The sequence below is a fragment of the Microcoleus sp. BR0-C5 genome, from assembly GCF_036705045.1.
In the GTDB taxonomy this organism is placed as follows: Bacteria; Cyanobacteriota; Cyanobacteriia; order Cyanobacteriales; family Microcoleaceae; genus Microcoleus.
This window is the reverse complement of the sequence record NZ_JAUBTR010000020.1, coordinates 18,601-31,096: the sequence shown is the minus strand read 5'-3', so window position 1 is coordinate 31,096 and position 12,496 is coordinate 18,601. Positions and strand designations below refer to the sequence as shown.

The window sequence follows — 12,496 nt, the reverse complement described above, 5'->3', positions numbered from 1 at the left end:
AAGCTCAAGTTCTGCGAAGGGGGGAACTTGAGCTTAAGTTGTCACAAAGGGGGTATTCCTAGTAACGAGAAGCGATCGATTAGCAATGAGCAAATTAGTAATTACTTATTCTTTGGTTTGAAAATGTCTGTTAAACAATCACATTACGAGACTTTACTAGCAGAGTACAGCGAATCTTCTGCCGCGATCGCCCTGCTGAAAAAATATCGGGTTTACATGGAAATGATTCCGAGTATCCGCCGCGCCCATGAGAGTTTAATCACAATTCCTTTGCCAATTGCCCGCTTGCGAGACGGGGTTTCTTATGCCGGAAGCAGCGGCACTAGCATATCGCCGGGACAGGCAGTTTGTTTGCCGTGCGATTTGGCGATTTTGATGTGCGATCCTGAATGGAAAGTTAAAATTGGAGTGGAAATTTTGATTTTCATTCATCGTCCGGGCGAAGAGTTTTCTGAGTTGCTCGGCCGCTGGCGACAGTCTCAGGTTTGGCTGGATAAAGGTTACGAATGGGTGATGCCGCACCGCTACAGACATATTTACAGCGATGAAGCTGAGGCTGTTCATCCGCTATTTGTTTTGTTTGAGGAAACGCCGGAACTGATTCAACGGGGTTTGATGGCGGCTGGTTTGCCGTTTGTGGTGGAAAGTTTCGACTCCTCGATTGAGGAAGTAGAGGAGGAAGAGTTTCTCGGTAGCGGGGAACTGGGAAGTATTGGTGAAGAGAGTTTTGATTTGTAGGGTGGGTGCGCCTATAGCCATCCTATTGCTTGAACTAAAGTAGATTTTTTTTAACAAACCGCAGAGGGCGCAGAGGGCGTAGAGAAAGAGAAAAGAGAGAAATATTGATGTTTTTGAATCCCGAATCGGGTTGTTATATGCAGATATTCAAAAATATTTGGGGTGAGGAAAGGAATGTTTATGCTCCCCCTAGATTCAGGCAGGGCGGTTTCATTCTCACCAAAAACATGAATTTTGACTCTTGTAGTGCTACCCCTACTCCCCGTGCCTACCCTCCCCATCCACGATTTGCTCGTGTTTCAGAGATTGGGGCAGCCACTCTTTGCTGCCCCTACAAGAGAATGAAACAGCCCTGCTAGATTCAGGGAGTAACTCTAAAATCTACAATCTAAAATCGAATGACCCATCTAGCTGGGCCGGAAATGTTAGCTTTCATCCTGGCTGCGTCGCCTAATGTAAAGGTGTGGGTTGAGATTTTACCCTCCAGCATGATATCATCAGCCTGTTCTATTTGGTTTGTTAATTAGATTGGCTTTTAAGAGATAATTTACTAAATTAACTGCCGACAACGCAGAAACTACAGAGGGGAGAGAAAGAGCAAAGTAGAAATTTATTGATATGAGTATAATTTTCTATTAAACTGGAGCTATTGAAATGAGATTGTTAAAACCCTGGCGTTTATTTTTATTAAGTATAGTTTTTGGGATGGCTGTAATATTATCAAATTGCGGCCCTCCTTCAAACACGGTTAGCAATAATTCTCCAATTCCGACAACTCCTGCTGCGGTTCCGGCTGGGGCTTTAGTTTACGGTGCAGGCGGGCCGCCGATAAATCTGGAACCGGGAAATATTACTGATGGTAATTCGGTGATTGTTATCGACCAAATTTACAATCGCTTGACTGATTTCAAACCGGGAACTGTGGAACTTGAGCCGAGTCTCGCTACTGAATGGTCAAGTTCTAAAGATGGTAAAACTTGGACTTTTAAGTTGCGTTCTGGGGTAAAGTTTCACGACGGTACGGATTTTGACGCGGAAGCTGTTAAGTTTAATGTGGATCGCTGGTGGGATGCAAACAATCCTAACGGTTTTCGAGAAGCGGGCAAGAATTATTCGATTTGGAAAAATTTATTTGGCGGGTTTAAGGGAGAAAAAGATTCTTTAGTAAAAGATGTGGCGGTTGTTGATAAGTCTACAATTAAATTTGTTTTGAATCGACCTTTTGCGGCTTTTCCGTCGGCGATTGGGTCTGGTTATTTCGGGATGGCGAGTCCGGCGGCGGTGAAAAAAGCGGGTGCTAAGTACGGCACTCCGGGGTCGCTGGCGGTGGGTACGGGGCCTTTTGTGTTTCAGGAATGGCGATCGGGCGATCGCATTGTTTTGGAGAAAAATCCGAATTATTGGAAAACAGGCACGCCAAAAGTCAATCAATTGGTAATTCGTTTTGTTGATGATCCGGCGGCGAGACTGGCTCAGTTGCGAGCAGGACAACTTGATTTTACGGTGGATTTAACGCCGGATCAACTGAAAGAAGTTCAGGGAGATTCTAATTTAGAAGCTGTTGTGCGACCTTCTTTTAATGTCGGTTATTTAGGGTTAAATCCGAGTTACGAACCTTTGTCGAAACCGGAAGTCAGGCGGGCGATCGCCCAAACAATTAACAAGCAAGCAATTGTCAAAGCTTTCTGGGGAGAACTCGGAAAACATGATTCGCAATTTATCCCGCCTGCGCTGAATTGGGCGGCGTCCGATCGAGTTAAAGATTATGAATTTAACCCGCAGCAAGCTAAAGCAATGCTCGCGAAAGCCGGTTATCCGAACGGTTTTGATTTGGATTTGTGGTATATGCCCGTCAGCCGTCCGTATTTTCCGACGCCGAAGCCGATTGCTGAGGCTTTGGCGGCGGATTTGAGCGCGATCGGGATTCGGGTAAAATTGCTGACAAAGGATTGGTCTGCTTATTTAGCCGATCGGCTAAAACCTCCCGGCTTTCAATCTTTTATGATGGGTTGGACGGGAGATTATGGCGATCCAGACAATTTTTATTATCCTCACTTTGGGCCTGGTTCCACGGGGGATTTGGGAAATTGGAAAAATCCCAAAGTTTTGGAACTTTTGGATAAAGCGAGGGCGAGTGGAGATAAAGCAGCTAGAGGGAAAATTTATGCGGAAGTTAGCGAGATTCTGCATGGGGAGGCTGTCCGTTTGCCGATCGTACATTCGCAGCCGCTTTTAGGCAAACGCAAGAATATTCAAGGTTGGATTCCGAGTCCTTTGGGGTCGGAGTCTTTTGAGGAAGTGAGCAAAAATTGAGAGTTTAGATCGAGACACCTCTCCTCGGTTATCATACTTTGCATGAATTTACCTTAACAAACTGTATGGAGAGCAATCAGCAACCTGCAAATCATCAGCCACAAATTATTTTGATTACCGGGAACATGGCTGCCGGAAAATCAAGTGTGGCCCAATCACTTGCCGAACGGTTGCCCAAAAGTGTCCACCTTCGCGGCGATATCTTTCGTCGCATGATTGTGAATGGACAGGCCCAAATGGCGTTAAATTTGTCAGCAGAGGCATATCAGCAGCTTCAACTGCGGTATCACCTGGCAGCAATGGCAGCGCGACACTATCTCCAGGCTGGTTTTACGGTCGTTTATCAAGACATTATCATTGGTTCGGCACTGGCTGAGGTACTTGCCACTTTCCACGATGTGCCGTTGTCCGCGATCGTTCTGTGTCCGAAGGCAGAAGTTGTAGCTGCACGGGATGCAGCAAGATCGAAGACCGGATATGCCAACGAAACAATGGTTTATGCCTTCGATCGCATTCTCCGTAGCGAAACTCCTCGCCTTGGCTACTGGCTGGATTCAACCAATCTAACGGTAGAAGAAACGGTCGATCGGATTTTGGCAAATTTGCAAGGTGAATGAGATCGACTGATGTTTCAATATATCGTTAAACGTTTGCTGGGACTATTGCCAGTTCTTTTCGGAATCACTCTGCTAGTATTTACTTTTTTGCATTTGATACCGGGAGACCCAGCTACAGTGCTTTTGGGAGAACGGGGAACTCCCGAACAGGTGGAAGTTTTGAGAGCAAGGTTGGGTCTTAATCAGCCTTTACCTTTGCAATATTTAGCTTTTTTATGGAGTTTGCTGCGCTTTGATTTGGGAAATAGCATTATTAGCGGTATTCCGATAATTGATGAAATTAGAAGTCGCTGGCCTGCTACTTTTGAACTGTCTGTGGTGGCGATGTTGGTGGCACTTTTTATCGGAATTCCGGCGGGAATTTTGGCTGCTGTTCGGAAAAATAGCTGGCTGGACAATCTCGCGATGAGTGGTTCGTTAATTGGCGTATCTTTACCAGTGTATTGGTTGGGGTTGATTTTGATTTATTTGTTTGCTGTTTATCTGAAATGGCTGCCTCCTAGCGGGCGGATTAGTGTAGATTTGGGGTTTGGTTTTAAGTCGATTACGGGTGTTTATGTTGTGGATGCTTTGTTGAGGTGGGATTTGGCGGCTTTGCGGGATGCGATCGCCCATTTAATCCTGCCAGCCTTGACTTTAGGAACTATTCCCCTGGCTATTATCGCTCGCATCACTCGTTCTGCGATGCTGGAAGTGCTTTCGCAAGATTACATCCGCACTGCGAGGGCTAAGGGATTGCCGGAATATTGGGTGATTTTGAAACACGCTTTGAAAAATGCGTTTTTGCCGATCGTTACAACTATAGGTTTGCAGTTCGGCACTCTTTTAGGCGGCGCTATTCTGACGGAAACTATTTTCTCGTGGCCGGGAATTGGTTCTTGGATTTACACGGGTATTCTGACGCGGGATTACCCAATTGTCCAAGGAGGAGTAATTTTTGTGGCTGTAACTTTTGTGCTGATTAATCTGGCGGTTGATATTTCCTATGCTTTTTTCGATCCGAGAATTCAGTACCGTTAATTAAAAGGGGAGTTCAACAGAAAATGCTTGTTTAACGTCCGGACGTAGCAGGTAGTAAATGCTAGCCACTGCAAAACCCAGGGTTAAAAAATTAACGGCTGCACCTGCGCTGCCCAACATTTTAGCAATTTGTGCGAGGGTGGCGATGACATGGATAATTAATGTTCCCGTCCAAGCCCATTTTTTGAGTTGAAACAAACCCCATGTTAAGATTAAGGAAATAATTCCGATAATTAGAGCGATCGTCGCAAAAATTGCAATAAAGCCGCCGATTACAGTGCCAACTCTCGCCCCGCCGACAGCCGCACCAAGACCGCCAAAAATGCCTGCAAAAAGTAAGATGAACAAGCCGTCAAGCAGGCTGAATACGCCGCTAATTAGCTGCAAGATTGCCAGAACTGTAACGCTTTGAGGACGATTCATTGTTTTGATTTTCCATTCTTAACGGATTTGAAAAATATTTTAACCTGTTGTGGGTACAGGGCTGATATATATTCAGGGCTGACGCACCGCTACCCGTGAAACCTGGTTTCTGCGCGGATTCTTCGCCGACAAACCTGTTATTTCTGACAGCAGCCGGGTTTATGAGAGTAAGCGTCTTAATATTGTGCCGTTACCAGCTTCGCACTGCTAGATGCGATCGCAGCGATGGGATCGCGAGTCCGCAATGACCGAGTGACGGTCGATCGCCCGCTATTATATCCCGCTGCGATCGCTGGCGAGAAGCGCGATCCTAGATCCCAAAAATAATATTTTTTACTAAAATATATTTTTATTTGCCAGCAGCCGGGAGCGATTCTGTTTAGACCCACATCTTTGGCATGAAAAAACTTAATATTTTTTAATAAATTGCAAAGATTAGCTATAATTGTTTACAGGTGCTGGTTGGGGAACTTTTTATAAATCACCCGATCGGATGAGTCTGAAAGACGATGCCAAGCATCAGCAAAAATTTTACCTTTAAGGTAATCCTGAGATTAAATTAGGTGAGTCGGTATGATCGTTAGCCCTAAAAAGGAAGCTGCTCAGGTCAAGGTGGAAGATACTCAGATTGTAGACACCAAGGCCACAGAGACTAAAATTGCAGATAACAAAACCGCCCAAAAGCAGTCTCCGAAGAAACCCGCGCGCAAACCGCAGCGCTGGGCGATTGGGTTGCTTGCAGCCGGGTTGCTAGCTGTACCGACCACTATATATGTAGCAAAAAGTCGATCGCAGCCGAAAGTAGATGCGATCGCCACTATGACAGTGCCGGTGGAAGCGCAAAACCTCACGGTGCGGATCACGTCGAGCGGCACGGTGCAGCCCGTACAGCGCGTGAATCTCAGCCCCAAAGGCTCCGGGCGCATAGCAGAATTATTTGTCGAACAGGGCGATCAAGTCGAAGCAGGACAAATCGTGGCCCGCATGGAAAGCCGCGATGTAGAAGCTCAACTAGCTCAAGCCAAGGCCCGCGAAGCCAGCGTGCGAGCCAAACTCGCCAAAATCGAAGCAGGAAATCGATCGGAAGACATCGCCAGCGCCCGAGCGCGCTTAGAGCAAGCCGAGGCCAGTCTCGCGCAAGTCCAAGCCGGTAGCCGCGTTGAAGAAGTTGCAGGAGCCAGAGCCCGCTTGCAGCAAACTCAAGCTGGTTTACAGCGACTGCGAGCCGGCAGCCGCGTTGAAGAAGTCAGCCAAGGGCGAGCTCGTTTAGCCCAAGCTCAAGCTCGTTTAGCAGACGCTCAAACCGGCAGTGTCAAACAAGAAATTGCCCAAGCACAAACGCAAATTGACTCGAGTAAAGCCCAAGCCGAACTAACAGCTCAACGGGTAGAACGCAATCGGCCGCTAGTTGAAGAAGGTGCTCTGGCTAAAGATAAACTGGATGAATTAATTAAAGAAAATCGTACTGCCCAAGCTAAATTAATAGAATCTCAAAGACGCTTGCAACAACTGCAAGAAAGTCGGGAGTCGCAAATTCAGCAACTGCAAGCTGCTGTGCAAGTAGAGCAGCAAGCATTGAACCAATTGCAAAACGGCACGCGATCGGAAGAAATTGCCCAAGCCGAAGCAGAAGTTGCCGAAGCAAAAAGCAAATTAGCGCAGCTAGAAAACGGCAACCGTCCAGAAGAAATCGCCAAAGCCGAAGCAGCAGTTGCTGAAGCAAAAAGCCAATTGGCGGCACAAGAAAACGGTTCTCGCCCGGAAGAAATAGCTCAAGCTCAAGCTGAATTAGCCGAAGCTCAAGCTCAAGTCCGCTTTCAAGAAGTGCAGTTAGAAGATACGAAAGTTCGCGCTCCTTTTGCTGGAATTATTACCCAAAGATACGCCATTCAAGGAGCTTTTGTAACTCCCGCAACTTCTGCCTCGGAAGCTACTTCGGCAACTTCGACATCGATTGTCGCTCTAGCTAGAGATGTGGAGGTTTTGGCGAAAGTCCCGGAGGCAGATATCAGTCAAATTAAACCGGGTCAAGTAGTTGAAATAGTGGCTGATGCTTATCCCGATAAAGTGTTTAAAGGTCGCGTTAAATTAATTGCACCGGAAGCTGTTAAGGAACGGGATGTGACGCTATTTCAAGTGCGAGTTGCCATTGATACGGGAAAAGAGTCGCTGCAATCGGGAATGAATGTTGATTTGAGATTTGTTGGTCAAAAGCTGAGCAATGCTTTAGTTGTGCCGACGGTGGCAATTGTGACTAATAAAGGTCAAACTGGTGTGCTGGTTCCTGATGAAAAACAACAACCGAAGTTTAAGCCTGTTACCGTTGGATCGACTATTGGCAACAAGATTCAGATTTTAGAGGGTGCAAAAGTGGGCGATCGCGTTTTTACCGAACTTCCTCAAGGTAAAAAATTAGAGGATATTATCAAGAATCAGAAATAGGGCATGGGGCAGAGGGCCGAGGGTATTACGAATTGTGAATGGCAAATTGGTTGTTTATTATTTGTTATTTCATGATTGCTCCTTTTTCCCTCTTCCCTCTTCCTTCTTCCCTCTTCCTTCTTCCTTCTTCCTTCTTCCTTCTAAAAATTATGGATATTGTTGAAAGCGTCAAAATGGCTGTCACAACTTTGATGGCAAACAAGCTTCGCAGCACCTTGACGATGTTAGGAATTATCATCGGGAATGCTTCTGTCATTTCGATGATCGGTATCGGCGAAGGAGCTCAAACATTTATTGCGGGACAAGTTAACTCTCTGGGATCAAACTTGCTATTTATTATTCCCGGCAGTCCTGAAGCGCAAACCCGCCCGGTGATTCCGCCCCAGACTTTAGTAGTGGAAGATGCAGAGGCGATCGCATCTCAAGTTCCTTCTGTCCAAGAAGTCGCACCAACTCTCAATGATAGTCAACTCGTTACCTACCGCAACAAAAATGTCTCATCTTCTATTGTTGGAACTACGCCAGAGTTTCTGACAGTCAGAAGCTTTGATGTTGCCCAAGGTCGATTTTTAAACAAATTAGATTTAGAAAGACAAGAAAATGTGGTTGCTTTAGGATCGGAAGCAGCCGAACAATTGTTTGGCAATACACAGCCAATTGGTCAATACATTCGCATCAAAAACTCGACTTTTCAAGTGATTGGTGTCATGCAGGCCAAAGGCTCAAGTTTTGGCGACAATCAAGATATGAATGTTTATTTGCCGCTGACAACAATGGCAAACCGAATTGTTGGTCGCTCGTCTCCCTACGGTACAAAAGTAACATTTATTTCGGTTGCTATTAAAGATGAAAGTATGATGAAAGCAGCCCAATTTCAAATAGAAAATCTGCTCAGATTGCGTCATAAAATTACTAAAGAAGATGATTTTACTGTTCGCAACCAGAAAGATTTAATGAATACTTTGGGCAGTATTACTGGTGCTTTGACGTTGATGTTGGCTTTCGTGGCGGCAATTTCGCTGTTTGTGGGCGGCATCGGGATTATGAATATCATGCTGGTTTCTGTTACCGAACGCACGAAGGAAATTGGGCTGAGAAAGGCGATCGGAGCTTCTCAGCAAGATATCTTAATTCAGTTTATGATCGAGTCTGTGATTTTGTCAGCGGCAGGCGGGGCGATCGGCACTGGATTCGGTATCGGTGGCGTGCTTTTAGTAGCTGCTTTTACTCCCCTGCAAGCTAGTGTTTCCCCAGTGGCGATCGCACTTGCAGTCGGTGTTTCCGGCAGTATCGGCTTATTTTTCGGCATCGTACCTGCAAAACAAGCTGCTAAACTCGACCCGATCGTCGCATTGAGAAGTGCTTAATTAGTTTGTTGACTGTTGACTGTTGACTGTTGACTGTTGACTGTTGACTGTTGACTGTTCACGGTTGACTGTTGACTGTTGACTGTTCGCGGTTGACTGTTGACTGTTCACGGTTGACTGTTGACTGTTATAAAAATAACTCATAACTAATAACTCATAACAAAGTATGAATTTTATTGAAAGTGTCAAAATGGCAGGTCAAACACTGCTAGCAAATAAAACTCGCAGCAGTTTAACAATGATCGGGATGATTGTCGGCAATGCCTCAGTAATTGCAATGATTGGAATTGGAGAAGGAGCTCAAAAATTTGTAGCAGGACAAGTTCAATCCCTCGGTACAAACGTATTAATCGTGAGGCCGGGAGTTCCCAACGCTAGGCGAAGTACCATCTCAAGTGCGCCTCAAACACTGATAGTAGAAGATGCTAAGGCGATCGCAACTCAAGTCCCATCCGTTCAAGGCGTGTCAGCAGAACTTAACAGTTCAGAGATTGTTCGCTACAGCAACAAAAATGTTTCTGCTCTAATTTTCGGCACGATTCCCGAATTTCTCACAGTCAGAAGCTTTGAAATGGCAAAAGGGCGGTTTTTGACCGAACTAGATGTTAAGCAAAGTAACCAAGTTGTGGTTCTCGGTTCAGAATTGGCCGAGAAACTTTTTGGCAATACAAATCCCTTGGGCGAACAGGTGCGTATCCAAAATGTCAGCGTCAAAGTAATTGGAGTATTGGCGCCCAAAGGCACATCTTTTGGTACGAATTTTGATAATTCCGCCGCTGTGCCGATCACCACAATGGCCAACCGCATTGTCGGGCGGAAATCTCCCTACGGTTTAGCTGTCACGTCGATATTTATTTCGATTAAAGATGAATCGCAAATGGACGCGGCTCAATTTCAGGTAGAAAACTTGCTCAGACTGCGGCACAAAGTTACCACCGAAGATGACTTTACAGTCAGAAATCAGAAAGATTTAATGGCAAGAATGGGGGCAATTTCCGGCGCTTTGACTCTTATGTTAACTGCTGTTGCCAGCATTTCCCTGTTGGTAGGCGGCATTGGGATTATGAACATTATGCTTGTATCCGTCAGCGAGCGAACTCAAGAAATCGGGCTCAGAAAGGCGATCGGCGCATCCCAACAAGATATCTTGTTTCAATTTATTGTCGAAGCTGTAATTTTATCCGCTGCCGGAGGGATAGTCGGTACTTGCGTAGGTGTCGGCGGTATCTTGCTTGTAGGTAATTTGACGCCCTTGCAAGCTGGTATTTCGCCCGTGGCGATCGGCCTTGCTGTCAGTGTATCCGGTGCAGTCGGCCTGTTCTTCGGCGTTGTCCCCGCCCGCCAAGCAGCCAAACTAGACCCGATCGCCGCCTTAAGAAGTGCTTAATAAATTAATCACAACCCCAGGATACTTAAGTATATTGATATCCAAGTATATACTTAATGTTACACATTAATTCTAACAACCATGACAGATATGTTTAAATATTAAAAAAACCAGTGGAATTTTAAACATTGGACAAATATAATGTATTTTACACGACAAATAAAGTCTGAAACTTTATAAAAGAAGTTAAATATTAAAGATTCAATAAAGTTAATGTCAGGGTATTTACGTATTAAGAGGAAAGGCTAAGATTAAATCAGCAAACAAGCTAAGCATCTACACGTAGTATAAATTTTTGCAATTTCCTCAAACTACCTAATAGATAAAGATGGCCTCCCTCGCCCCTACTGATAACTTTGACTTTCTCGAAGGAACCACCCAACCAGACACGTTTAACGGATTGGATGGCAACGATATAATTTACGCCAACAGCGGAGACGACTCTCTCGAAGGCGATGCAGGCAAAGACAAAATCTGCGGCGACCAAGGTAACGATACGATTTTTGGTGGTGCAGACGACGACATCCTCTGGGGAGGCAAAGGCAGCGACCTCATTAGTGGCGATGGCGGCAACGATCTAATCTATGCGGGCGCCGGTAGCGATACGGTGAGCGGCGGCACAGGCGATGATATATTTGCCATTGCTAAAGGCAGCGGTGGCCCAACTGTAGCTGCCACCGACTACATCGCCGACTTCGGCAACGGCAATGACAAAATTCGATTGCTAGACGGCCTCACCTTTGAAGATTTAAACATCCAGCAAGGCACCGGAGTCAACAGCAACAGCACCGTAATTCAAGACAAACTCACGGGCGAGTATTTAGCAGTCTTGCCGGGAGTCAACAGCAACACAATCAACCGCGACCAATTCACAAATCAGCTATCGGGAAACCCTGTCATTGAGTGGAACGGAGTAATGCTGAATGCAGTGCGGACATCCAACACCCCGCCTCCCCTCGCCTCCCGCAACATGGCAATGGTTCACGCAGCCATTTACGATGCTGTTAACTCGATCAGCAAAAAATACAGCCCTTACCAGGTCAACATAGATGCACCAGCAGGCACATCAGCAGAAGCCGCGACAGCAGCAGCCGCCCACCGCGTCTTACTCAGCCTCTACCCAGCGCAAGCAGCCACATTCAACGAAGTATACGCATCGTCTTTAGCTAAAATTACCGACGGCAAAGCCAAACAAGACGGGATTGCCCTGGGACAGCAAGTTGCCGACCAAATTATCAGTTCGCGGAGTACAGACGGCATCACGAAAGTAGTGCAGTACACCCCCAAAACCGACCCCGGTAGTTGGGTGCCGACTCCCCCCGCTTTTGCTGCAGGGCTAGCGCCACAGTGGGCCGAAGTTACTCCCTTTGCCATGACTAGCGGTTCTCAGTTCCGCCCGCCCGGCCCGCCCGCCCTTGACAGCGCGAAGTACGCAGAGGAAGTTAACTACGTCAAAGAAATCGGCAAAAGTGACAGCCTCACACGCACCCCAGACCAAACTGTCATCGCCAAATTCTGGGCCAACGGCGCTGGGACGTTTACGCCTCCGGGTCACTGGAACCAAATCGCCGAAGAAGCAGCGACTCTCACGGGCCAATCCTTAGAAGATAGCGCCCGCTTGTTCGCCCTGCTGAATATTTCTCTGGCCGATGCAGCTATTAGCTGCTGGGATGCCAAGTACCAGTACAATTTATGGCGGCCGGTGACAGCTATCCGCCAAGCTGACACAGACAACAATCCCGAAACGACAGCCGACCCCCTGTGGACTCCGCTGCTAACTACTCCGCCGTTCCCTGAGTACACGTCGGGCCACAGCACCTTTAGCGGTGCCGCAGATCCTGTTATGAGTTCTGTATTTGGTTCGGATTACGGCTTTGCCGATCGGGGAGACAGGAGTGTCAACACTTTGCGAACCTACCAGAACTTCAGCGAAGCTGCCGATGAATCGGGCATGAGTCGCCTTTACGGAGGCATTCATTTCATGAGTGCTAACGTAAATGGCTTGAGTGCGGGTAGAAATGTGGGGAACTATGTTGTCCAGAATTTCTTAAAGGCTTAGGAAAGCTTTTTTGTGGGGTGGGGGTGGGTTTACGAGATTGCTGAGATGTTGCACCATTTTCAATAATCTTTTTAGGAACAGGCATCTTGCCTGTTCCACAAGAAATCAACTCTTTGTGGAACAGGCATCT

11 protein-coding genes are annotated in these 12,496 nt (G+C 46.6%); 8 read left to right on the top strand and 3 right to left on the bottom strand.

Annotated elements, in window-relative coordinates; translation table 11 throughout:
• Positions 1 to 123 precede the first annotated feature (123 nt).
• From QUB08_RS12155 to QUB08_RS12140, 4 genes are all read left to right on the top strand, one after another.
• Positions 124 to 738 (top strand): hypothetical protein, encoded by a 615-nt coding sequence (locus QUB08_RS12155; RefSeq protein ID WP_333224948.1) that lies wholly within the window; start codon positions 124 to 126, stop codon positions 736 to 738.
• 705 nt (positions 739 to 1,443) lie between these two features.
• Positions 1,444 to 3,051 carry an ABC transporter substrate-binding protein gene (locus tag QUB08_RS12150; protein WP_333224947.1) on the top strand — a complete coding sequence of 536 codons (1,608 nt, stop codon included), beginning with the start codon at positions 1,444 to 1,446 and terminating at the stop codon, positions 3,049 to 3,051.
• 65 nt (positions 3,052 to 3,116) lie between these two features.
• A complete protein-coding gene (locus tag QUB08_RS12145; RefSeq protein ID WP_333224946.1) occupies positions 3,117 to 3,668 on the top strand; it encodes an AAA family ATPase in 552 nt (183 codons plus the stop codon).
• A gap of 9 nt (positions 3,669 to 3,677) precedes the next feature.
• Positions 3,678 to 4,688, top strand: coding sequence for an ABC transporter permease (locus tag QUB08_RS12140; protein ID WP_333224945.1), 1,011 nt, complete (start codon positions 3,678 to 3,680; stop codon positions 4,686 to 4,688).
• Here QUB08_RS12140 and QUB08_RS12135 read toward each other — a convergent pair whose 3' ends face one another.
• Together QUB08_RS12135 and QUB08_RS12130 are read right to left on the bottom strand one after the other, a co-directional pair.
• Positions 4,689 to 5,111, bottom strand: coding sequence for a hypothetical protein (locus tag QUB08_RS12135; protein WP_333224944.1), 423 nt, complete (start codon positions 5,109 to 5,111; stop codon positions 4,689 to 4,691).
• A gap of 176 nt (positions 5,112 to 5,287) precedes the next feature.
• On the bottom strand, positions 5,288 to 5,500 hold the full coding sequence (locus tag QUB08_RS12130; RefSeq protein ID WP_333224943.1) for a hypothetical protein: 213 nt from the start codon (positions 5,498 to 5,500) through the stop codon (positions 5,288 to 5,290).
• A gap of 184 nt (positions 5,501 to 5,684) precedes the next feature.
• Here QUB08_RS12130 and QUB08_RS12125 point away from each other — a divergent pair, with 184 nt between their 5' ends.
• Positions 5,685 to 7,553, top strand: a complete 1,869-nt coding sequence (locus QUB08_RS12125; protein ID WP_333224942.1) for an efflux RND transporter periplasmic adaptor subunit — start codon at positions 5,685 to 5,687, stop codon at positions 7,551 to 7,553.
• A gap of 64 nt (positions 7,554 to 7,617) precedes the next feature.
• Here QUB08_RS12125 and QUB08_RS12120 read toward each other — a convergent pair whose 3' ends face one another.
• Positions 7,618 to 7,791 carry a hypothetical protein gene (locus QUB08_RS12120; RefSeq protein WP_333224995.1) on the bottom strand — a complete coding sequence of 58 codons (174 nt, stop codon included), beginning with the start codon at positions 7,789 to 7,791 and terminating at the stop codon, positions 7,618 to 7,620.
• Between QUB08_RS12120 and QUB08_RS12115 the strand changes: the two genes are divergently transcribed.
• The 3 genes from QUB08_RS12115 (at position 7,727) to QUB08_RS12105 (ending at position 12,366) form a co-directional block, all read left to right on the top strand.
• Complete coding sequence (locus QUB08_RS12115; protein WP_333224941.1) at positions 7,727 to 8,920, top strand: ABC transporter permease; 1,194 nt, start codon at positions 7,727 to 7,729, stop codon at positions 8,918 to 8,920. The genes QUB08_RS12120 and QUB08_RS12115 overlap by 65 nt on opposite strands.
• A gap of 166 nt (positions 8,921 to 9,086) precedes the next feature.
• Positions 9,087 to 10,307 (top strand): ABC transporter permease, encoded by a 1,221-nt coding sequence (locus QUB08_RS12110; RefSeq protein WP_333224940.1) that lies wholly within the window; start codon positions 9,087 to 9,089, stop codon positions 10,305 to 10,307.
• Positions 10,308 to 10,635: 328 nt separating this feature from the next.
• Positions 10,636 to 12,366, top strand: coding sequence for a chemotaxis protein CheB (locus tag QUB08_RS12105; protein ID WP_333224939.1), 1,731 nt, complete (start codon positions 10,636 to 10,638; stop codon positions 12,364 to 12,366).
• The last annotated feature ends 130 nt before the right edge of the window (positions 12,367 to 12,496 follow it).